Genomic DNA, 22,601 nt, shown 5'->3' on the forward strand with positions numbered 1-22,601 from the left:
GTCGAATTTACTGTCGAATTCAGCACGGATTCGACGTTGACGTTCTGCGCGTGCGAGGGAATGGCGCAAGTGAGGGACAGGGCCGCGGCGACAACGGAAGCGATGGCTTTGATACGGCTGGAGGTACGGGAATATCGCGGCTTTGCGCCGAGTTCGTTCCTGTCCTTGCTCCTGTTCAAACCAAATCGCATTTCTCACCTTTCGTTCTTGCGAACGGTTCTCCTCACTGCGAAATCTGTCAACAACTTAACCCCCCCCCCGTGACAAATATGGACAAATTGTATTCGAATGTTGGGTAACAGCATCAAGGCAAACCGTCAAATTCGACACGCATATAACGATTGACATTACGTCAAAAAATGGCAAAATCACAATGAAATCAAGCACAAATGAGAAACTAGGCACCTTTGCCAGTTAACGTTCACAGCAAACCCCGTTGTACCCCCGAACAGTCCAACAATGCGACACGCCGAGGCTACGACACCGTAACCTTCGAGACCAGCATCACCTGCAGTTCCTGAATCTGACGTTTCAGATCGGCGTTCTCCGCCTCCAGACGATCGATATAATTCGCCTGCTGCACCAGCATCCGATTGCACACGTCCAACGGCAGCAGATTCGCCGCCGAACCCGGCACCGACACCGGCGCATCGGACACGGAACCCGACGGCGCCTGTACCAGCCCTTCGTCAACAACACCATCCTGCACGGCTTTCTCACGCTCGTGCCGCCAACGCGACGTGCAGCGTTCGATCCGCTTGTATCCGACAATCGACGGATCCAAGCCGGCGGCTCGGAAAATCGCCACCGGCCCCTCGCCGGCATCCACGCGACGCAGAAAATCCTCACGGAACCACTGATGGAACGCAATGCGGTTACCGCTCACGCTCACCACCGCGGGCAGCGACTCCAGATACGCCCGCTGCTCGTCGGTAAACCGGAGACGACGTCCCGACGCATCCCGCGCAACATCCTGCGAGTCCGCCAACTTGCCTCCCTGACTTTCACGACGCTCCACGACTCTATCGTTGCAGTCCGCCGACCCGACCAATCGCGCGACCAGCCTCACTGCAATGGTTGTCATCCTACCAACACTGCCGACCATTCCAGCAAAAACAACGAATCTTCGTATGTACGCATTGTGCATCATCCAACGTCACAACGCGCACGCGGCACAAACGTAAACGCTATCGGCATGTCTCATCATAAATATGATCATAATAGTAATCATATTATTTATGATCACATAATAGAACATGAAAGAGGCAACCATCATGGCCGGAACCATTTCCATAGACAATCTGGTATCGGTATCAGAGTTGAGCCATGGCGGCGTCAGCCGCACCTTGGCACGCGTGACGGACGACAATCCGGTTGTGATCATGCGCAACAACAAGCCGGCGGCGGTAGTCATCACCCCCGATGACTACAAGCGCTACACAGAGGCGGAAGAAGATTTCGCCCTCTATCTCGAAGCGGTCGACCGCATGAAGAACGACAACGGCGAACGGCTCAACATGAGCGAGGTATTCGGCAAAGACTACAAGCCCGTGGATGACGGCTTTGAACCGGAGTTCGAATAAATGGCATGGGAGATCACGTTCACCAAGGCCGCGCAAAAGGACGTGGCGCGGCTGAAAGAACCGGCAAAAAGCCACGTATACGCCATGCTCAACAAGGTGGCGGAAAACCCGCTGCCCTTCACCGAAGGCGGATACGGCAAACCACTCGGGCATAAACGCGACGGCAATCTCACGGGATATCTCAAAGTCAAACTCAAAGGCGACGGCCTGCGTGCCGTGTACCGCCTCGAACGAACCGAACACGCCATGATCGTTGTTATCGTGTCCATTCGCGACGATAACACCGTATATAAGGAAGCCGTGCGAAGATTGGGCAACGAACGGTGATCCAGGACAATGCCCGCCAATTTCCGCGAGTCCCTGCGGCTTTATGCAGGTATTCCGCAAATTGTTTCTTGCCGCTTCACAGATGAAGCGGTAAGGGCCCCTCCACCATACGGACAGGATTAGCGTACGGCGGACGCGAAATCCGCGGGTGAGGGTATACGTTGGGGACGTAAGTTTCAGGGAAGGTGAAAATCCTTACTGGCGGTAAACGCGCGGCCGACCTCATAACGGCCCCACGCGCAAGCCCGCGACCCGCGCAAGCGGCTGATCCGGTGGGAATCCGGGGCCAACGGTTACAGTCCGGATGGAAGAAACGGAGCTCAACATGAGTGTCTCTTCGCATACCACCAATTCCGCCAGCACCGTCAGCGCAACCTCGTCGCGCCCCGACACCGCGCACTCCACCGGCGTGGCCGATTCGGGCCGCTGGTCCACGCGCCGCATCGCCATGTACGCGCTATTCGTCGCGCTCGCCATGGCCACCAGCTTCATCGAATTCCCCATCATTCCGGGCATCCAGTGGCTCAAGTACGATCCGTCCGGCATCGTCGTGCTCATCGCCGGCTTCGCGTTCGGCCCGGCCGCAGCCGCGATCGTGAGCGTGCTCGGCTTCGTGCCGCACCTGTTCATGGACCCGTGGGGCACGCTCATGGCCGTGCTCGTCGCGCTCTCCCTCTCCCTGCCGGCCGCGTTCATCTACCGCGCGAACCGCACGCGCAAGAACGCGCTCATCGGCCTGATCGCCGGCGCCGTGTGCGCGCTCGTCATCGCGATCGTCGGCAACCTGATCGTCACGCCGATCTACGCGCACATGACCGTCGCGCAGGTCGCCGCGCTCATCGTGCCGGCCCTGCTGCCGTTCAACCTGCTCAAGTTCGCGATTCACGGCGTGGTCACGTTCGCCATCTACAAGCCGATCACCACGCTGCTCGACAAGTAGGTTTCAACCGATATCTTGCTGGGCTTAAACTGCTGCATTCCTTTCTCTCGGCTCCCCTTGTCAGGGGAGCTGTCACGAAGTGACTGAGGGGTAGTCGAAACCCAGTGCGTTAAGTCCAACAAAGTACCAGATCCCCGTCGTCATCAACCGGCCACATCGACCAATACCGGCCCTCCCCTGTCGGAGGGCCGTTTTTCGCGCAAGGAACACCATGAACACCACAGCAACCGCGGCCGCGCTCACCGGCATCCGCTTCAGCTACGACGGTGGCGCAAGCTGGGCGCTGGACGGAATCAGCCTGACCGTGCGCGCCGGCGAATACGTGTGCCTGACCGGTGCGAACGGGTCCGGCAAGTCCACGCTCGCACGCCTGATCGCCGGGCTTACCGCACCGGACGCGGGCGACATCACGCTGCTCGGGCATCATGTGTTTGCTCTCGCGGCGGAGACAGCCTCGACGGCGGAAGTCACCGGCAACGGCAACACCGCAAACACCGCCGGCACCGCCAACGCCGGTATGTCACATGCGGGTGCGGACAACGGCGACAAACCGCTCATCGGCGCAAATCCGGCGGCATATCGAGCCGCCCGACGCGGCATCGGCGCGGTGTTCCAGAATCCGGAGGACCAGATCGTCACCACGATCACCGAGGACGACGTCGCGTTCGGTCCGGAGAACCTCGGACTGGCGCGCGCGACGATCGGCGAGCGCATCGCCGGTTCGCTGGACGCGGTGGACATGGCCGCGCATCGCCGAGACGATCCGACGCGCATGAGCGGCGGCCAGCAGCAGCGCGTCGCGATCGCCGGCATGCTCGCGATGAACCCGGCCATGCTGGTGCTCGACGAGCCGACCGCGATGCTTGATCCGGCCGCGCGAGCCGACGTGCTGCGCATTCTCGACGAGCTGCACGCGCGAGGCACCACGATCGTACACGTCACGCATCACACGGACGAGGCGGCGCGCGCCGGGCGTGTGGTCCGGCTCGAGCATGGACATATTGTCGATGACCGTCGGAACGAAGTGGGATATTCCGCCGATGCCGACGCTCCCGCATTCCAGCCGCTCACCGCATCGGGCATATCGTCGCACGCCGCGTCTTCCTCGCCGGCGATCGCGGTCAGCCACGTTTCGTACCGGTATCCGGGCACGGACAAGCCGGCGATCGATGACCTGTCGCTTACCGTCAATGCGGGCGAAACCGTGGCGATCATGGGCGAGAACGGCGCGGGCAAGTCGACGCTTGCTCGGCTCCTGTGCGCGCTCGAAAAGCCGACCGCCGGGTCGATCAGCGTCGCGGGAGTGCCGGTCGCGTTCGACCGCGCGATCGGCGACGCCGCCGACACGCAGGTGGCCGCGGCCGACACGACATCCGGCGAACGTCGTCATCGCACATCTCGCGTGCGCACGTTGAACCGCCGTCAGCGCGAACGGTTGCGCAGTGTGGTTGGGTTCGTCATGCAGCATCCCGAACGTCAGCTGTTCGCGGACACGGTGGCCGACGACGTGGCGTACGGCCCGCGCAACCAGCGACTTGCCGAATCGGAAGTGGCGAAACGGGTGACGGACGCATTGCACCTGCTGCACATCGACCATCTGGCCGACCGTTCGCCGTTCAGCCTGTCGGGCGGACAGCAACGGCTCGTGGCGATCGCCGGCGTGATCGCATGCCGGCCGCACGTGCTCGTCATGGACGAGCCGACGGCCAGTCTGGACGCCGATGCAACCGCGCGTATTCACGAGCTGATTCGCGCGCTCAATGCGCAAGGCGTGACCGTGCTCATCATCACGCATTCGTTCGCGGAAGCGCGTGCGGTCGCCGATCGCACGGTAACGCTGGGCGTCGGCACGATCTCCGCGGAAACGGCAAACGCTACCGCAACCGCTGCGATTGACCATCACTGTCCTGCGTTTTCCGCGGAAACCACAGAAACCAAATCCGGCGAAACAGTATCCGTCTCGGCACATTGTCCGGTCGGTTCCGCCGACGATACGCACATCGACGGAAACACTGCATCCGCGATCATTGCGACGACTTCCTCCGATCACACCGACACCGCACCGGTTCACGGTTCCAATCACGGTTCCGTTCTCGGTTCCGCCGGCGATGCGACCCGTGACGAGCGGTCGCTGATCGCGCGGCTGGATCCGCGCGTGAAGATGGTCGCGTTTCTGGCGATGATGTTCACCGCGTTCGCGATCGGCACGCCGGCGCAGTTGGCTTTGGGCGCGGTCGTGGTCGCTGGAATCGTCGCGGCGTCCGGCGTCGGACCGTTGCGGCTGCTGCGTTCCGTGCACATGTTTTTGGCGATGTTCGTCGTCATGGGACTGCTCAACGTGTTCTTCGTGCGTTCGGGCGACGTGCTCGCCCGACTCGGCCCGATTCCGATCACCGACGACGGCGTGACGATCGCCGTGCTGTACGCGCTGCGCTTCGCGCTTGTGATCATCCTCGGCGCGATTCTGCTGGAAACGACCACGCCGACCGAACTGACCGACGGATTCGGCTCGCTGCTCGCCCCGCTCAACCGATTCGGCCTGCACACACAGGAACTGGCGCTCGTAATGAGCCTCGCACTGCGGTTCCTGCCCACGCTCGGCTCCGAGGCGAAGGCGATCGCGGACGCGCAGGCGGCGCGCGGCGGCACGATCGAAACCGGCCCACTGCCCGCACGACTGCGCGCGATGACCGCACTGTGCGTGCCCATGTTCGCCGGCGCGATCCGGCACGCGGACAATCTCAGCCTCGCGCTCGACGCGCGCTGCTACGAGGAAGGCATCCGCCGCACGCACTGGCGCGAGCTGCGCGTGCGGGCGCGCGACTGGGCGTTCTGCGCGGCGGTGCTCCTCTATATTGCGGCGTTGGTCGCGCTCGGGGTGCTGGCGTAGCCGGGATAGCCGTTCCGATGACGCGACAGGGCCGCAACGCCATGTCGGGAACATGGTCCGGCGAGCACGAATCGGCCGGTCGTCAGTCATCGTCAGTCATTGTCAGTCGTCATCCGTCATTGGCACGGCATCGACCAGTCGTAGCCGACCGGAGCGTCGTCGTCCTTGCGGATCTTGTAGGTCGCGTTGACGTTCCTGCCGCGCAGCGTCGCGTCGCAGAAGTCCATCACCACGTTCCAGTCCTCCGGCGTGTACGCGTGCCCGCCCTCGCGGTAGTGGATGCCGCAACGCTCCGGCGCGCCGAGGAAACGGTACACTTCACTCGCCGCCAACCAAGACACTTGCGTGCCGAACTGGTTCGCGACGCCGTCGTCAAGTCCTTCGACCACGATCAGCCCGCGCGGGGCGGTGCATGCGGCGAGGATGTTCGCGTCGAACGGCAGCTCGTTCTCCCGGTACGGCCGTTCGCCGTCGGGCGTGCCGTACGCGCCCGCCTCGGGCAGTATCCAATGCGGGAACCAGTTCGCCATGCGCCCGATGCGCTCGAAATGACCGATGCCCTCGCCAAACCGGTTGCCCTGCAATCGCAGCGATCCCATGCCGCCGCAGCCCGAGCCGGCGGGCGCGGTCACCGCGACGCGGGTGTCGGTCAGGCCGCAGCACAACGCGGTTTTGCCGAACCGGGAGTGGCCGGTGGCGACGATTCGATTCCAATCGGCCCAATCGCAGGTTTCCAGCCAGTCGATCACACGGCTCTGCATCCACGCCCACACGGCCAGCGCGCGCCACGTGTATCCCGGATACGCGCGGATGCACGGGCTGTCAAAGAACTTGGCGGCATCGTCCGGCGCGGCCTCGTCGATCTCGAATCCGACGATCGCGTATCCGCGCGACACCGCCGTATGCAACATCTCCTCGCCAATGCAGAATCCGCAGAACCGGTCCGGCGACGTGTAGTTCGGCATCACCAACGCGATCGCCGGCGCTGATTGGCCCGAGCGGTTCGGACGGCACACGCGCACGGTGAACCGTATCGCCACGCCGCCGGGTGTAGCTGTTGCGGGAATGGTGAGCTGCATCAGCTCATAGATGCCCTCGCCGTTCCACATCAGGTTCGCGGTCACGGTTTCGGACTGCAGCTCGGCAGGTGCCGGCGGCATGGTGCCGTACAGCCGATGCTGCAGCATGTCCGCCAGATACGCGCGCTGCGCCGGCCACTGGTCGGGCGAAGTGATGCGTTCGCCGTCCGGACCCATGAACGGGTCGGGGAGCAGCCAGCCGTTGTTGCGCTTCTTGCTATCGCAAGTCCCGTTGCCGCAGGACATGTCGCCTTGCGTCCCATTATTGCTGTTGCGAACCATGTTGCAGTAGGCCGTGCCGTCGTGGACTTCGCCGTTCTTCTCGTTGTCGCGAACCGTCGTTGCGGCATGCCGCGTAGTCATTGCCATAATGATCCCCCTTCGTCATACATTATATGATACGTATCATAAATACGTATCAATACGGACCTTCAGAAAATCCCCGCATCCGGCGAGCGGAGCGGGGATATATAGGTGACTAATGGCGATGTTTTTCTGATTCCCAGCGAGCTATCTCTGTCGAGTGTGGCAGTTTCCCGGATGTTCCGACATCTATCTGCGTTGAGTGTGGTAGGCTCTCGGCGTCATCACGAGTATCAACGCCGGCATTCCGCCATTACTGATTCATAGATTCGCAAAGAGATACCGCACTCAACGAAGATAGATGTCCGCATGCCCGGAAAAGTACCACAGCAAACGGAGATAGGCCGGCATCAACTCCGAATCAGGCCTCAAGCGCGTCGTGGGCGGGCCATTCGGGCTTCCACGTGTACTGCATGTCGTAGGCGCTGGCCCAGAACATGTACTCGTTCTCCACGCCGGTGACGAAAATGTCGACCAGCTCGGCCTTGCGCTCCTCGCTCAACTCCGCGGCGAAGCGCTCGATGTGCTCGATCAGCCACGCGGAGCCCTCCCAGAATGAGTCGGTCTTGTACATGTCGACCCAGCTCTTGTACGGGTTGCCCTCCAGCGTGTCGGCGAACTCGCGGGCGAGGCGCTGGCCGTAGTCGGCGTACACCCACGCGCACGGCAGCACGGCGACCAGAACATCCACCAGTGGATTGCCGTAGGCGATCGAGAGAATGTTCGACGTGTACGCGCGGGCGAACGCGGACTGGCGCACGTGGTCCATCTGCTCCTCGGTCACGCCATAGGATGCCATGTAGGCGCGGTGCACGTTGGTTTCCACGTTGAGAATGGCGCTCTGCACGTTCACCATGAACGCGGTGATCTCGGGGTCGCGCGTCTTGGTGAGGGCGAGCGCGTGGACCTTGCCGTAGTCGTTGAGGTAACGGTAATCCTGCAGCAGGTAGAACGCGAACTTCTCCTGGGCGAGCGTGCCCTTGCCGAGCTCGCGCAGGAACGGCTGGCGGTAGCCCTCCTCCCACACCACGTCGGCGGCCTTGCGCAGGCGCTGCGCAAACGGCGGCAGATGGTCGAGGGTGATCGGGCCGAACGCGGCGGCGTCGAAGCCGGACTGCTCGGGCTGCTCAGGCTGCTCGGATGTTGCGGACTGGATGGCGTCTTCGGCCATGACATGTCTCCCTTCGCTGGTGTTAGCCAACAGGTTCTAAGGGTCAGGCCACTGCGGCCTTTCTCAACCCGTTACCGGGTTCCCCTGCATTACGCGCCTCATTATGCCAACCCCGTCCGACCGGATACCGCATCGGTCGGGCCTTGTTTGCTGGTTTTTCCACGCTCAGCGAGACAAAACAGCTGGACCTGCGGCGATACTCCCCGCCGAGCACCCTCCTATCGAGGCAAAACGCCGAAGATCCCGCCAAAACACCCTGCTAACGAACCTCAGCGAAGCAAAGCGGGCAGACCATCGGAGAACCACCCCGCTGAGCACTATCCCAGCGAAGCAAACCACCGAAGATCCAACCAAAACACCCTGTTAACGAACCTCAGCGAGGCAAAACTGACAGACCGCCGGAAACCCACCCCGCCGAGCACCATCCCAGCGAAGCAAAACGCCGAAGATCCCACCAAAACACCCCGATGACAAACCGTAGTGAAGCAAAGCGGGCAGACCATCGGAAACCCACCTCGCCGAGCACCCTACCAGCGAAGCATTGTTCCGATGAACCCGCCGATTCGCCTCGCAACGGCAGGTATCAGGCGAACATCGGTCTTGCGCCTCTCCCACATCGCTCACGCCACCAGCGTATCGGCATTGCGCGTCGCAATACAGACGAGCGAGAATGGGAACCATGGCAGAAATCATGCACAACGAAACCGTAGACACCCTCCTCAACCGCCGTTCCATCCGCAAGTTCAAGCCGGAACCGCTCGACGACGACGTCATCGCCACGCTGGAAACCGTCGCGCAGCACGCCGCATCCAGCCAGTTCCTCAACGACTGGTCCGCGATCCGCGTCAGCGACCCGGCCATCAAAAGCAAGCTGGCCGAATTCGGCCATCAGCCGTACATCGCCGACGCTCCCCTGCTGTACGTGTTCGTGCTCGACGAGCATCGCAACGCATCCATCGCCGCCGCCAAGGGCGTCAACACGCACACCGACGCGTTCACGCTCACCGGCAGCTACCGCTTCACGCAGGCGCAGAACGACGCGGCCTTCGCGCTGCACGCGATGGAAACCGCCGCATATTCGCTGGGGCTTGGCTGCGTGATCCTCGGTTCGATCCTGAACGACGTGGATAGGCTGATCGAGGTGCTGCACCTGCCCGAATACACGTATCCGCTGCTGGGCCTCGCCATCGGCAAGCCGGATCAGGAGCCGGCGATCAAGCCGCGCATGCCACGTTCGATGCAGTTCTTCGAGAACGCGTATCCGGCCGACGATGCGGCCGTGCTGGAACCGCTCGCCGAGTTCGACGAGGAGGTGCACCAGTACTACGATCTGCGCAACACGGACCGCCCGGTGGACGCGTTCAGCGACCAGATCGCCAAGAACGCGGTCGCCGACATGACCGGCCGCACGGTCGGCGAGCCGGCCGCACGTCAGGGGTTCCGTCTCGATCGCTGATCGAATGCTGATCGATCGCTGACGCAGCCGCTGGTTTCGGACCCGAGTTCATCCCGATATTCAGTTCCGAGCGCCACCGAACGCTTCTCCGCCATCGATATCTTCGAGTTGTAGGTTCCCACCCCTCAAGCCGGCCAACAGAGAGACAACAGAGAGAAAAGACGCCTTTCCAAAAACCGCCATTTTTCAACGTTGCCGGACGGCTGGCCCTCCGGAGCGCCCGACCGACAGCGTCATCGCCGCGGCATAGGGACCTGCAACTCGAAGATCTGCCGCAAGCACACCTCGACCACAGCCAAAACGCCAACCAAGTCCGCCGCAAAACCATCCAAAAAAGACGCCGTCAATCCCCCATCACCGGCCACAACCGCCTATACTTGGGCAAATGGACAACACATATACCATTCGCAATATCGTCAATGAAGATGGTTCCGCACTGGTGAGCGACTACGGCGCGCACGTGCTCTCCTGGACCCCTAAGGGCCACGAACCGGTGGTCTGGCAGCCCAAGGCCGTGTATCTCAGCGAGGGCACGGCGATCCGCGGCGGCGTTCCGGTGATCTTCCCGTGGTTCGGCCTCGGCTACGCGAACGGCGAACCAGCCGGCAAGAATCCGCGCCACGGCTTCGCCCGCACCGCGTTCTGGCATGTCGACCGCGACACGCTCACCGACCGCCACGCGCTCTACACGCTCGATTCCGACGAGATCGCCCCCGAGCTGCTCGCCGAAACCCCGTCCGGTCCGAATTCCAAGTTCCATGCCGAATACGACGTGGCCGTTTCCGATACGCTCACCATGACGCTCACCGTGGAAAACACGGGCGACGCGCCGCTCACGTTCGAGGCGGCCATGCACACGTACCTGCATGTGGGCGATGTGCGCTGCACGCAGATTTCCGGACTGGTCGACACGCCGTATCTGGATTCGGCGGACGATTTCGCTCCGAAGGAGCAGACGACCAGCCCGCTCACGTTCGACGGCACGATGGTCGATCGCATCTACCAGTCGGAGGGCACGCTGCTCGTGCACGACGAGGCGCTGCACCGCACGATCATGGTGGAGAAGTCCGGTTCGCCGCAGACCGTGGTATGGAATCCGGGCGAAGAGGCCGGCAACAGGATCGGCGATCTAATGGAAGGCGAATGGCACGATTTCGTGTGCGTCGAGGCCGTGGTGAACCGCGACAGCGCGGTCACCATCGAACCGGGCGAGGCGTACACCATCAGTCAGACGATTCGCATCAAGTAGCGGGAGCGGGGCGTCACCCTGTGCCGGGGAATGCCGATTCGCGGCGCGAGCCCACCCCTCCCCCGCATGATTCGCCGAGTCATCAAACCATCAAACCGTCACTGGGTACGCGCAATACGAATGAGCACGCGCACCCAGTGACGGTTTTGTCATCTCAAACATCACTGAGTGGGCGCGCTCTGCGTGATCGCGCGCACTCAGTGACGATTCCGTCCGGCAGACGAAGACTATCAATCGGCAGACACTCGATGCCAGATGCCAGACGCCAGCTTCCAGACGCCAGCCGTCAACGCCGACGCGCCGCACGCAGACGGAACGCGGCGACGAGCGAAACGATCGACACCGCGCAGATCACGATCATCACGGCGAACACGGCCGCGCCGCCCACGGCCGTGGCGTGGCGGAACGCGGCCGAACCCTCCTCGCCGGCGCCGGCCTGCGCCACGCCGAGAATCGTGGAGAACAGGGCCGTGCCGACCGCGCCGCCGAACTGCAGCGAAGTCTGGAACACGGCGTTGCCGTCCGGCGTGAACTCGCGGTCGATGCCGCTCAGCGCGCTAGTCATGATGTTCGAGTAACCGAGCGCATAGCACAGGCCGAAAATGAAGTAGAATCCGGCCAGCAACCCGGGCGTCAGGTGCATGGAGAACACGAGCAGCAGAATCGGCCCGAGCGTGGCCGTGCCGATCGCGGCGAGCACCGGGCGGGGCGCGCCGAACCGGTCGTACAGCATGCCGCCCACGGGCGCGAAGAACGCACCGATCAGCGCGCCCGGCAGCACGAGCGCGCCGGCCACGAACGCGGTCGTACCGAGCGACATCTGCGCCACGTTCGTGATCACGTAACCGAAGCCGATGCCGTTGATCGGCAGCAGCAGGTACGGCAGCAGGTGCAGCAGCACGACCGGGTCGCGCAGCCAGCCGAGGCGGATCAGCGGCGAGAACGAGCGACGCGACGACCAGCCGAAGAACAGGAGCGAGCCGACGCCGACGATCAGGCTGACGACGGCCAGGATCGCCGGGCGCAGCGCCGCGGTCGCACCGGAGCCACCGGACACGGCCTCGCTGACCGCCACGCCGGCCTGGTTGAGTGCGAAGATCAGTCCGCACAGGGCGAGCACGATCGCTACGAACTGCAGCGGGTTGAGCTGCGCGTCCTCGGTCGGACGGGTTTGGCGAATGCACTTGAGGCCGACCGGCAGGGACAGCAGCAGCACGATCGGGATGACGATGACGAAGATCGCACGCCACGGCAGCACGCTGGAGATCGCGCCGCCGACGGTCGGGCCGATTGCCGGCGCGACGGTGATGACCAGGGAGCCCACGCCCATGAGCTGTCCGACCTTGGAGCGCGGCGCCTGCTGGAGAATGATGTTCATCATGAGCGGCGTGGCGATGCCCGAGCCGACGCCCTGAATCACGCGCGCGATGAGGATCAGCGGGAACGCGTGACCGACGATCATGATGAGCGAGCCGGTGACGGCCAGCACGACGGCCGCGACGAACAGCGTGCGCAGCCTGAACCGGCGGTTGAGGAACGACGACAGCGGCATGGTGGCCGCAACGACGAGCAGGTAGATCGTGGTGATCCACTGCACGGTGGCGGTGTTGACGCTGAATTCGACCATGAGCTGCGGGAACAGCACGGTCATGACGGTTTCGGTGAGGATGCCGACGAATGCGAGCGAGCCGACGGCGACGATCGAGCCGATCAGGCTGAGCGGGATGCGCTCGTCGGGGTGCGCGGCGGATGCGCGTTCAGTGTTGTTGCGTTCCAAGCCGTCGCGTTCGGTATGCGCGTTGCGATCGGCGGCATCGTGATTGACGTTGCCGTGATCGGCGGCATTGCCGCGATCCGCGGTATGGGTGATGTCGGTGCGTTCCGTTTCGGTATTGCCTGCCTGACGTGTCGTAGGCGATTCCATACGTACTCCCGTTTCTTGCTCTCGGTTCCCATGACCGTGACGGCGAGTCGCATGGCGGCGGCCACACGCGGTCATGAGTCTCTCGGAATGTGGTTTGCCAACCGTTCGGGCGTCTTGTCTCGACGGATCGCAACCGAATCGAACACCGGTCGCTCGGCCATCCGTTTCCGCCCCTAACCACCGCACACCTTAGCCGACTGCGCTGGACAAATGCGTCGGGCAGGTATCGGCAGCCGCGCGCGACGCAACGCGGCACAACACGGCACAACAAAACGCAACGCGGCACAGCAAAACCGCGGCACAGCAAAACAGCAAAACCGTGGGGCGCGGCCGGCAAGCACCGGTCGCGCCCCACGCACAGGAGAAAGGAAAGAGAAGAGCAATCAGTATGGTCGTATAGGCGCTACTCCTTCTTGCCGACCGCGGTGACCGCGCGCTGCAGCACCACGAAGATGAGGATCATCAGGCCGACCACGATGGTCGTCCATTCGCTCGGCACGCCGAAGTCGGAGGTGAGCGGGTCGATCGTGGAGCGCACGAGCGCGCCGATCACGGAACCGAGCACGTAGCCGAAGCCGCCGGTGACGATCGTGCCGCCGATGACCACGGAGGCGACCGCGTCGAGCTCCCAGCCGACGCCGACCGTGTTCTTCGCGGAACCGATGTTCGCCGTGTACACGATGGCGGCGAGCGCGGCGAGCGTGCCGGAGGTCAGGTAGATGATGCGCTGGGTGCGCTTGACGGGCAGGCCCATGAGCTCCGCGGAGGAGCGGGAACCGCCGATCGCGTAGATGGTGCGTCCGGTGCGCGTCTTGTGCAGCAGGATGTAGCCGCCGGCGACCACGATCGCGGCGATGATCACGCCCGCGTTGATCGACAGGTCGTTCTTGATCTTCGGATTGTCGATGATCTTGATGGTGGTGGCGATCCAGCCGTAGTTGTTGTTTTCCGGCGCGATGAGCGAGTCGGTGGAGATCATGGCGGCGATGCCGCGGGCGAGGAACATGGTCGACAGCGTCGCGATGAACGGCTGCATGTTGAATTCCTCGATGAGCGTGCCGGCGATCGCGCCGAACGCGAGGCCGATGAGCAGCATGATGACGATCACGAGCCACGAGTTGACGCCCTGGTTGAGCAGGGTCATGCCGACGACGCCGCAGATGGCGACGATCGCGCCGATGCTCAGGTCGATGCCGCCGGTGAGGACTGGCAGGGTCATGGCGACGGCGAGGATGATCAGGTACGCGTGGTCGATGAACAGGGAGGAGATGAAGCCGAGGCTCGTGTAGGTGCCGAAGAGCGCCTGTCCCATGATGATCATGCAGATGAAGATCACCACGGCCGCGATGGTCGGGATCATCTGGGTGTTGATTTTGAAAGCCGGCTTCTTGGTCTGGGCCTTGGTCTTGAGGTTGTTCCGGGTTGCCGGGTTTGCCGTTGCAGAGGTCATGCTGCCACCGCCTTTGCTTGTGCCTTGAGCGCGCGCCTGCGTTTCATTTCGGCGCCGAGGTTGTGGATCTTGGGTGCCTGCATCACGCAGATGACGATCACGACGAGGGCGAAGAAGGCCGGGGTTGCGGCCGAATCGATGCCGAGGGTGATGATGGTTTTGCGGATCATGGCGATGACGATGGCGCCGAGCGCGCTACCGGCGAGGGAGAATTTGCCGCCGAGCAGGGACGTGCCGCCGATGACGACCGCGAGGATCGCGTACATTTCAAGGTCCTGGCCGGTTTTGGACACGTCGACGCGCATCACGGAAGCGGTGGCGAACAGGCCGGCGACCGCGGCGAGCAGGCCGGAGATCGCGTAGACCATGAACAGGATCTTCTTGGGTTTGATGCCGGTCATGCGGCTGGCTTCGGGGTTGATGCCGACGGATTCGATCATCATGCCCATGGCGGTTTTGCGGCACAGCAGGCCAACGAGGATCACGATGAGCAGGGCGAGCAGGAAGTTGACGGGCAGGCCGAACACGAAGCCGTTGGCGAGCCAGCGCAGCGGTTCGCTGCCGGCCACGCGGGAAGCGTCGGTATTTTCGCCGGAGGTGATGACCTTGGCGATGCCGCGTCCGGCAAGCATCATGATCAGCGTGGTGATGAACGGCTGCAGGCCGAGGATCGAGACGAGCGCGCCGTTGATGCAGCCGAGCAGCAGGCCGATGAGCAGGGAGATGAGGATCGCTGCCCACACGTTCATGCCGCTGGTAAGCAGCTGCATAGCGGCCGCGCCGGAGACGGCCATCACGGAGCCGACAGACAGGTCGATGCCGGCGGTGGAGATGACGAGCGTCATGCCGGTGGCGATCATCAAGTAGCGCGCGGATTCCTGCAGCATGGTGATGAGCGGACCGGAGAGGCCTCCAGTGTTCTTGTTCCAGTGCAGGGAGAGGAATTCATGGCTGGGGTCGAAGATGGTGCACAGGGCGATCAGGATGACGAGCGCCACGACCGACCAGGTGAGGTTGTTGCCGAGCAGCCTGCGCGCGTCGAATCGTGCGGCGATGCCGGTTCCGGCGTTGCTGCTGCGTTTCGCGGTTGCCATCTCACGCCTCCTTTCCGTTGACGTTCGTGTTGGCGATGGTTTCGACGATGGTCTGCTGGGAGACGGTGTCGTCGTTGTCGATTTCGGCGATCTTGTGGCGATCCTTCATGACTTCGATGTCGTCGGAGAGGCGCACGACCTCTTCGAGTTCGGAGGAGATGAACACGACGCCCATGCCTTCTGCGGCCAGGTCGAGCACGACCTGCTGGATTTCGGCCTTGGCGCCGATGTCGATGCCTCGGGTCGGCTCGTCGAGGATGAGCAGTTCGGGGTGCGTGGCGAGCCAGCGGGCGATGAGCACCTTCTGCTGGTTGCCGCCGGACAGGTTCTTGATGAGCTTGTTCGGGTCGGCGGGGCGGACGTTGAGTTCCTTCATGTACTTGTCGACGATCTCGTCGGCTTCCTTTTTCGGGATCGGCTTGAACATGCCGCGCGTCGCCTGCAGGGCGATCAGGATGTTCTCGCGTACGGTCAGGTCGCCGATGATGCCTTCGTCGCGCCGGTTTTCGGTCGAGTAGGCGATCTTGTTTTTGAGCGCGGTGTACGGATCGCCGATCGCGACCTGCTTGCCGTTGAGCTCGTACGTGCCGGAGTCGGGCTTGTCGGCGCCGTACAGCAGGCGGCCGAGTTCGGTGCGTCCGGAGCCGAGCAGGCCGGCGAATCCGACGACCTCGCCCGAGTAGATGTCGAGGTCGGCGGGGTTGATGTCGCCCTTCTTGCCGAGTCCCTTGACCGACACGATCGGCTTTTCGCCGGTCTTGGCCGCCCGGCGTTCCTTCTTCGCGCCGATCTGGCTCAGTTCGGCGGCGGACTTGCCGATCATCATGCCGATGAGTTCGTCGCGCGGCGTGTCGCGGGTCATGACCTCCTTGATGAACTTGCCGTTGCGCAGGATGGTCAGGCGGTCGGTGATCTCGTAGATCTGGTCGAGGAAGTGGGAGACGAACAGGATCGCGACGCCCGAATCGCGCACCTTGCGCATGATCTTGAACAGGTCCTGCACTTCGTTCGCGTCGAGCGAGGAGGTCGGCTCGTCGAGGATGAGCACCTTCGCGTCGATGACCATGGCGCGCGCGATGGCGACGAGCTGCTGCATGGCGATCGAAATGGAGCTCAGGGGCGCGTGCGAGTCGAGGTGGTCGAGGCCCATCTGCGCGAGGTACTTGCGGGCCTCCTCGTGGGTTTTCTTCCAGTTGATGCCGAGCGGGCCGCGCACTTCGTGGCCGAGCATCACGTTTTCGCCGATGGACAGGTTGGTGCACAGGTTGACTTCCTGGTACACGGTGGCGATGCCCGCGTTCTGCGCGTCGAGCGTGCCGTTGAACGTCTGCGGCCGGCCTTCGACGAGGATGGTGCCCGCGTTGATCTTGTACACGCCGGTCAGAGCCTTGATCATGGTCGACTTGCCGGCGCCGTTTTCGCCCATCAGGGCGTGGACTTCGCCCGGGTACAGCGTGAGGTCCACGCCGTCCAGGGCCTTGACGCCCGGGAATTCGATCGTGATGCCCTTCATCACGACGATGGGTTGATTGTCTGTCATGGTGTTCGCCTTTGCGAGGGAAAAATTGTTATCGTTTTGTGATATTTCGCCCTGACATGGCGAACGGTGCGCATCTGGTTACGGATCGCGCACCGTTCGTCGAGTTCGGTTGTTTCAGGAAAGGTCAGGGAACGTTGGAAGAAGGCCGATTGGCCAGAGTGAGGCTCAGTACTGGCGTTCGCCGGAGTCGAGCGCGGCCTGCGCCTCCTCCTTGGTGAAGGTCTTCGATTCGATTTCGATGTTCGGCTCGACGTCCTTGCCGTCGAGGTAGTCCTGCACGGCCTGCGCGGTCTCCTTGCCGAAGATCGGGTTGTATTCGATGTCGAACGCGAGCTCGCCGTCGGCCACGGCCTGCAGGGCGGCCTTGGTGCCGTCGTTGCCGATGATGGTGACCTTGCCCTTGAGACCGGCCGCGTCCACGGCCTGCGCCGCACCGAGCGCCATCTCGTCGTTCTGCGCCCAGATCCAGTTCACGCCCTGCGACGTGTACTTGTCGAGCAGGCCGGCGGTCACGGTCTTGGCCTCGTCGGTGGACCAGTTGGCGGACTGGGATTCGAGCACCTTCTGGTTGGAGGCGATCTTCTCGTCGAAGCCGGTCTGGCGGTCCTTGACGACGGACAGGCCCGCGATGCCTTCGAGGATCAGGCCGTTGCCGCCGTCGGGGAACTGCTTGTTGAGGAATTCGGCCGCCTGCTGGCCGCACCATTCGTTCGACGGACCGATGTGGGAGACGATGGCCTTCTTGGCGGCGGCGTCCTGCACGTCCACGTCGCGGTCGACGGTGAACACCGGGATCTCGGCCTCGGCGGCCTTCTTGAGGGAGTCGTCCCAGCCGGAGTCTTCGGTGGAGGACAGGATGATCGCGTCGACCTCGTCGTTGACGAACTTGTTGAACGCCTGGATCTGCTTCTGCTGGTCGGACTGGGTGGTCGGCGAGTAGCGCAGGTCGAAGCCGGCGTCCTTGAACGCGGTCTGGATGTCGTTTTCGTTCGCGGTGCGGAAGCCGCCCTCCGCGCCGACGGCCACGAAGCCGACGACCTTCTTGCCGCTGTTGCCGCCGCTGGCCCCGCTGGCCGAACCGCAGGCCGCCACGGATACGAGCGCGGACATCGATGCGATCAGGGCGATGGCTTTCTTCCAGTTCTTCATGGAACACTCCTCCTCGAGCTGTGTTTCCTTGCGTTCGGAGGACCGTTCCTCCGTCCGCTTGATGACTTCCTTCGTCATCTGACAGTCTCAAGTATGCCGACGCGCATCACTCGATTCAATCCACAGCGATAACGGTTCGATAACGGAACCATCACAATTTCATAACGCCCATAGCGTGGCCTCGTATGACGGTTGCTCGATGGCATCGGAATCACGCTGTCGCATGATGCTGTATTGTCGTGGGATTGCGCGGTGACGCAATCCCAACATCGCGCTGCCGCGCGAGGACATCGGTATTGCGCTCACGCGCAATACCTTGTTTCCAGCGGCGACCCAGCCGCCACACCCGCATGTGCTCAACGCGCTCTGTTGCTGGCGGTAGCCTCGGCCCCCTCGGCTGAGGGGGCTGTCGACCGAAGGTCGACTGGGGGAGCGTCGCGGCGCTACGCGCCGCCAACAAAGCACAGCATCACGCGACAGCGCGATTCCGAGATCACCGGACAACGCCCATACATATACCAAACCATACATATACCAAATACGAAGAGCCCATAACATCCGCTGCAGCGGTGTCCATGAACGTCATTGGGCGGACAGGGCGGCGACCTGCGAGTCAGCGAAGGCCCAGGCGCCGTCGAGGGAGCCGCTGGCGGAACGGACCATGCCTTTGGCGTCGAGGGCGACGAGCCGGCGGTACGAGGAGATCATGCCGGAGGCGAGCGCCACCGTGTTTTCGGGCAGCTGCTGGTCTTCGGCCGGTCCGGGCGTGATCTGGCGGAATGCCGGCTGCACGCCGTCGTCATCGGCGTCCTCGCCGTAGACGAGCATCACGTCGTTGTAGAACGTGAGCATCGTGACTCCGGTTTGCGCGGCCGCGAACGCGTATCCGTCGGACAGCGCGTCGGGCAGCCCGTCGTCGCCGCGCACGACGCCGCTCACGGCCACTCCGGCAGACCTCGTGCCGCCCGTCCCTGCATCGTCCCCGTCGACGGAACCACCGCCATCAACATCCCCGCCAGCGGCACTCCCGCCGTCCGCGTCCCCGCCGTTGGTGCCCCCGCCGGAGGCACCCCCGTCGGCATTGCCAACAGCCGCATCATCGCCGCCGCTATTCGCGGCTTTCAGTGACACAGCGAGACGTGAGCCCTCCGGCGACACGGCGATCGCGGTCATCGCCGTCCCGTCGTCAAGCCACGGCACGGCGACGCGCGACGTGACGCCGTCGCGCGAGACGAACAGCGAGCGCCCGTCCTCGCCGATCGCCCATATTTCGCCGTCCACGCCCTTGACGATCGCACGCATACGCCGTCCACTGAACAGCAGCCCGCACGACGAGCCGTCGTCGGCAAGGCATTCGACGGCATGGTCGGCGCGCAGCACGGCTCCCCCGCCGTCCGCGTACACGAATCCGAGCGCCCCGTCGAAGCCGCCGGTCTGCGCGACGCGCAGCGGCGAGGCCGACCGGAGCGAAACCACGTTGCCGCCGCTCAGCGTGTACATGCCGGTGACCGGCAGCGACGCGGCGAGCATCATGCCGTTGTCCGCGGCGGAGTAGTCGCCGTTGTCGGACGTGACCTTCACCGCGTCGCTGGCCGTGCCGTCGCCGAGCGTAAGCCGGATGAGATGCACGAGCAGCGCGCGGTCGTCGTCGTTCATGGCCGCGATGTCGTCGGTCAATTGCACGTGCATGTCGCCGTCGGTCATGGGCACCGTGTTCACGGCGAGCCGCACGTCGGCCGTGTTCAGGTCGACGGCCGCGCCGGCGAGCCAGTCCGGAGGCGAGGCGAGCGATTCGCGCACGGCCAGCGTGCGCCAGTTGCGCCAGCTGAACCAGCGCACATCGGGGATGAGCACGGCGCGCGTGCGGTCGGTGCGGTACACGGACACCTGCCGGTAGACCTGTTCGAAATCGGATTCCGAAATGATCACGCCGTCGGGCAGTTCGCTGATGCGCCACTGTCCGTCCTGTCTGACGAGCCGGTAGTCGACCGTGGCGTCGCCCGCGCCGGCGGCGGAGAACAGGCCCTGCTTGTCCAAGCGGCCGGTCGCGTTCACGCTGACGACGACGATGACGCTGCCGTCGGATTGCGTGTCGGACGTGCCGGTCGAGTTGGTTTTGCGACGGGTCGACACGGCGCCGTCGTAAATGATGGCGGACTTGTCGCCGTTCCACGATTCCGCGGCCTCGTCGGTGAGGAATTCGCGCGCGACCCGATAGCCGTCGTCCTGCACGCCGGCCGGCAGCGCATCGAGAAATCCGGTCACGATGGCTTCCGGCTGGGCGTCGGTTTCTGGCCCGTCGGGCGTGGTGTACACGCGCTTCGACTGCCGCAGGACCGGCTGGAGCGTGCGCACGTCGCCGGAGGTGGGCAGGGCGAACGGGCTGGAGCACGCGCCGATCATGCACACGACGGCAAGCACGGCGGCGATCACGGCGGCTCCCTGCCGAATGCGGCGGGCCGAACGCCGGGCGCGAGACTGGCCGCAAGATCGGTCGCACTGTCGAACGTTTGGAATCATGCCGGTCATCGGGTCCCTCCTTCCCGACCGTCGCGATAGTCCGCAAAACCGTTGTCGGCCACGCCGAATCCGCCGACGATCTCCATCCGTTCCGTCTCTCCTGCCGTCCCCCCGGTCTCCCCGCGCGTCTCCACGCGCGTCTCCCCGGCCGCCGTTCCGGCCGCGTCATCGTCCTCCGCGCCGCCGATCGTGCCGACGCGGCCTTCCGCGGCGACTCCGGCGGCGCCTTGCACGAACGCCACAGGCAGATCGGCGCGCGGCACGCTGCCGCGGTCCGGGTCGCGCGGCAACGACAGCAGGAACCACGTGCCCTCCCCCGGCTTGGATCGCACGGCGAGCGTGCCCTGATGCAGCTGCGCGTCGGCGAGCGCGATCGACAGGCCGAGCCCGGATCCGCCGGTGGTTCGAGCACGCGACGGGTCGGCTCGCCAGAACCGGTCGAATACGTGCGAGCACTGGTCGGCGGTCATGCCGACGCCGTGGTCTCGCACGCTGACCACCACGGCCCTACGGTTGGCGGCGAGCCGTATCTCGACCGGCCGGCCTTCGGCGAAGTCCACCGCGTTGTTGAGCAGGTTGCGGATGATGCGCGTGATGCGCCGAGCGTCGATGCGCGCGAACACCTGCACGTTCGGCAGGTCGACGCGCAGCGGCACGCCCTTGGCCTGCGCGATGCCGCGCATCTGGTCGACGGCCTCGCCGATGGGTTCGCGCACGTCCGTCTCGGTCAGGTCGAGGGCCGCGTAGCCGGCGTCGTAGCGGGAGATTTCGAGCAGGTCGGCGAGCATGTTCTGGAAACGGTTGATCTGCCCGGACAGGAGTTCGACGGTGCGTTTGGTGGTCGCGTCGAACGTGTCCTTGCGCAGGTCGAGCAGGTCGGAGGCCATGCGCATGGTGGTCACGGGGGTGCGCAGTTCGTGGCTGACGTCGGAGACGAACCTGCGCTGGGAGGCGCCGGCGGCTTCGAGTTCGTCGATTTTCTGGTTGAGCGCGACGGCCATTTCGTTGAACGACCGCTGTAGGGTGCCGATTTCGTCGTTGCGGTCCACGTCGACGCGCGCGTCCAGATCGCCGGATGCGAGCGTTTCGGCGGCGACGGCGACGCGTTCGACGGGCGCGATGATGCGGTGGATCACCACCCACATGAGCAGTCCCATCACGATGCTGAGCAGCACGCTGATGAGGATCAGGTTGATCTGTATCCGTTCGAGCGCCGACTGCTGGCTTGCGTACGAGTAGATGAAGAACAGTTCGAGGTCGCCGACGACGGGCATTTGCAGCATGGTGCCGAGCACCGCACCGGGCGGGCCGCCGCCTCGCGTCGTGTCTCCCGCCGTGAGCGCGACCGGCTGGTAGAACACGCTGCCTTCGCCGCCCGCGGCGACGGCGGAGCGCATGCCGTCGGAGATGAGGCTCGTGTACGCGGGTTCGGTGGACACCGGCATGATCGAATGTCTCGACGTGCTGCGGCTCCACAGGTACACGCCCACGAGGTTCGACGCGCCGTCCGACTGGAGGCTGGAGGCCATGTCGTTGACGAGCTGCTGGTATTGGCCGCCGGCGGACGTGTCGGCCGAGTCGACGTTGCGCTGCGCCTGTTCGACCTGGCTGGCGAAGTCGCTGCCGGCCTGCGCGCTGACCTGGTCGAGCAGCGACGATCGCACGGACACGGTCGAGACGAGCGAGAAGATGACCGCGACCGCCAGAGACACGGCGACGACGAGCACGACGGTGCGCGCCTGTAGCGAGCGGCGGATTTCGGCCCGTCCGCGGCGGACAAGCCGAAACGGGTGGAACAGGTGTCTGAAGCTGACCGATGCGTTCATGGTGATCGATGGCGGTGTGTGTGCTGGCGGCGCTGGGTGG

General features: G+C 64.0%; 16 protein-coding genes and 2 riboswitches. Of the genes, 6 read left to right on the forward strand and 10 right to left on the reverse strand.

What is annotated here, in order from left to right; translation table 11 throughout:
• Positions 1-475 precede the first annotated feature (475 nt).
• Positions 476-988, reverse strand: coding sequence for an HTH domain-containing protein (locus KIH79_RS06015; RefSeq protein ID WP_219058583.1), 513 nt, complete (start codon positions 986-988; stop codon positions 476-478).
• A gap of 286 nt (positions 989-1,274) precedes the next feature.
• Here KIH79_RS06015 and KIH79_RS06020 point away from each other — a divergent pair, with 286 nt between their 5' ends.
• From KIH79_RS06020 to KIH79_RS06035, 4 genes are all read left to right on the forward strand, one after another.
• Positions 1,275-1,583, forward strand: a complete 309-nt coding sequence (locus tag KIH79_RS06020) for a type II toxin-antitoxin system Phd/YefM family antitoxin (RefSeq protein WP_219058584.1) — start codon at positions 1,275-1,277, stop codon at positions 1,581-1,583.
• Positions 1,584-1,625: 42 nt separating this feature from the next.
• Positions 1,626-1,910 (forward strand): type II toxin-antitoxin system RelE/ParE family toxin, encoded by a 285-nt coding sequence (locus tag KIH79_RS06025; RefSeq protein WP_338023121.1) that lies wholly within the window; start codon positions 1,626-1,628, stop codon positions 1,908-1,910.
• Positions 1,911-2,078: 168 nt separating this feature from the next.
• Positions 2,079-2,230: riboswitch (FMN riboswitch) on the forward strand.
• Between the two features lie 5 nt (positions 2,231-2,235).
• Positions 2,236-2,850: an ECF transporter S component gene (locus KIH79_RS06030; RefSeq protein WP_219058586.1), complete on the forward strand. Its 615-nt coding sequence runs from the start codon at positions 2,236-2,238 to the stop codon at positions 2,848-2,850.
• A gap of 211 nt (positions 2,851-3,061) precedes the next feature.
• On the forward strand, positions 3,062-5,740 hold the full coding sequence (locus KIH79_RS06035; protein ID WP_219058587.1) for an energy-coupling factor transporter ATPase: 2,679 nt from the start codon (positions 3,062-3,064) through the stop codon (positions 5,738-5,740).
• A 116-nt stretch (positions 5,741-5,856) separates the two neighbouring features.
• On the opposite strand, the gene KIH79_RS06040 is transcribed toward KIH79_RS06035, so the two are convergent.
• Positions 5,857-7,188, reverse strand: coding sequence for a glucuronyl esterase domain-containing protein (locus tag KIH79_RS06040; RefSeq protein ID WP_219058588.1), 1,332 nt, complete (start codon positions 7,186-7,188; stop codon positions 5,857-5,859).
• A gap of 355 nt (positions 7,189-7,543) precedes the next feature.
• A complete protein-coding gene (gene tenA, locus KIH79_RS06045) occupies positions 7,544-8,353 on the reverse strand; it encodes a thiaminase II (RefSeq protein ID WP_219058589.1) in 810 nt (269 codons plus the stop codon).
• Positions 8,344-8,449: riboswitch (TPP riboswitch) on the reverse strand. It overlaps the preceding gene by 10 nt.
• 583 nt (positions 8,450-9,032) lie before the next feature.
• Between tenA and KIH79_RS06050 the strand changes: the two genes are divergently transcribed.
• Both KIH79_RS06050 and KIH79_RS06055 read left to right on the forward strand, forming a co-directional pair.
• A complete protein-coding gene (locus tag KIH79_RS06050) occupies positions 9,033-9,809 on the forward strand; it encodes a nitroreductase family protein (protein WP_219058590.1) in 777 nt (258 codons plus the stop codon).
• A 385-nt stretch (positions 9,810-10,194) separates the two neighbouring features.
• Positions 10,195-11,058: a D-hexose-6-phosphate mutarotase gene (locus tag KIH79_RS06055; RefSeq protein ID WP_219058591.1), complete on the forward strand. Its 864-nt coding sequence runs from the start codon at positions 10,195-10,197 to the stop codon at positions 11,056-11,058.
• A 286-nt stretch (positions 11,059-11,344) separates the two neighbouring features.
• On the opposite strand, the gene KIH79_RS06060 is transcribed toward KIH79_RS06055, so the two are convergent.
• From KIH79_RS06060 to mtrB, 7 genes are all read right to left on the reverse strand, one after another.
• Positions 11,345-12,982, reverse strand: coding sequence for an MDR family MFS transporter (locus KIH79_RS06060; RefSeq protein WP_236023655.1), 1,638 nt, complete (start codon positions 12,980-12,982; stop codon positions 11,345-11,347).
• A gap of 403 nt (positions 12,983-13,385) precedes the next feature.
• On the reverse strand, positions 13,386-14,432 hold the full coding sequence (locus KIH79_RS06065; RefSeq protein ID WP_219058592.1) for an ABC transporter permease: 1,047 nt from the start codon (positions 14,430-14,432) through the stop codon (positions 13,386-13,388).
• Positions 14,429-15,526, reverse strand: coding sequence for a fructose ABC transporter permease FruF (gene fruF, locus KIH79_RS06070; RefSeq protein WP_219058593.1), 1,098 nt, complete (start codon positions 15,524-15,526; stop codon positions 14,429-14,431). Before fruF ends, KIH79_RS06065 begins: the two co-directional genes overlap by 4 nt.
• A 1-nt stretch (position 15,527) precedes the next feature.
• A complete protein-coding gene (gene fruK, locus KIH79_RS06075) occupies positions 15,528-17,066 on the reverse strand; it encodes a fructose ABC transporter ATP-binding protein FruK (RefSeq protein ID WP_219058594.1) in 1,539 nt (512 codons plus the stop codon).
• A 165-nt stretch (positions 17,067-17,231) separates the two neighbouring features.
• Positions 17,232-18,215 (reverse strand): fructose ABC transporter ATP-binding protein FruE, encoded by a 984-nt coding sequence (fruE, locus tag KIH79_RS06080; RefSeq protein WP_219058605.1) that lies wholly within the window; start codon positions 18,213-18,215, stop codon positions 17,232-17,234.
• Positions 18,216-18,797: 582 nt separating this feature from the next.
• Complete coding sequence (locus KIH79_RS06085; protein ID WP_219058595.1) at positions 18,798-20,648, reverse strand: LpqB family beta-propeller domain-containing protein; 1,851 nt, start codon at positions 20,646-20,648, stop codon at positions 18,798-18,800.
• Positions 20,649-20,740: 92 nt separating this feature from the next.
• The gene (mtrB, locus tag KIH79_RS06090) at positions 20,741-22,561 is read right to left on the reverse strand and encodes an MtrAB system histidine kinase MtrB (protein WP_219058596.1); all 1,821 of its coding nucleotides are present in this window, start codon (positions 22,559-22,561) and stop codon (positions 20,741-20,743) included.
• Between the last annotated feature and the right edge of the window lie 40 nt (positions 22,562-22,601).

Source organism: Bifidobacterium miconis, from assembly GCF_019331735.1.
Classification (GTDB): Bacteria; Actinomycetota; Actinomycetes; order Actinomycetales; family Bifidobacteriaceae; genus Bifidobacterium; species Bifidobacterium miconis.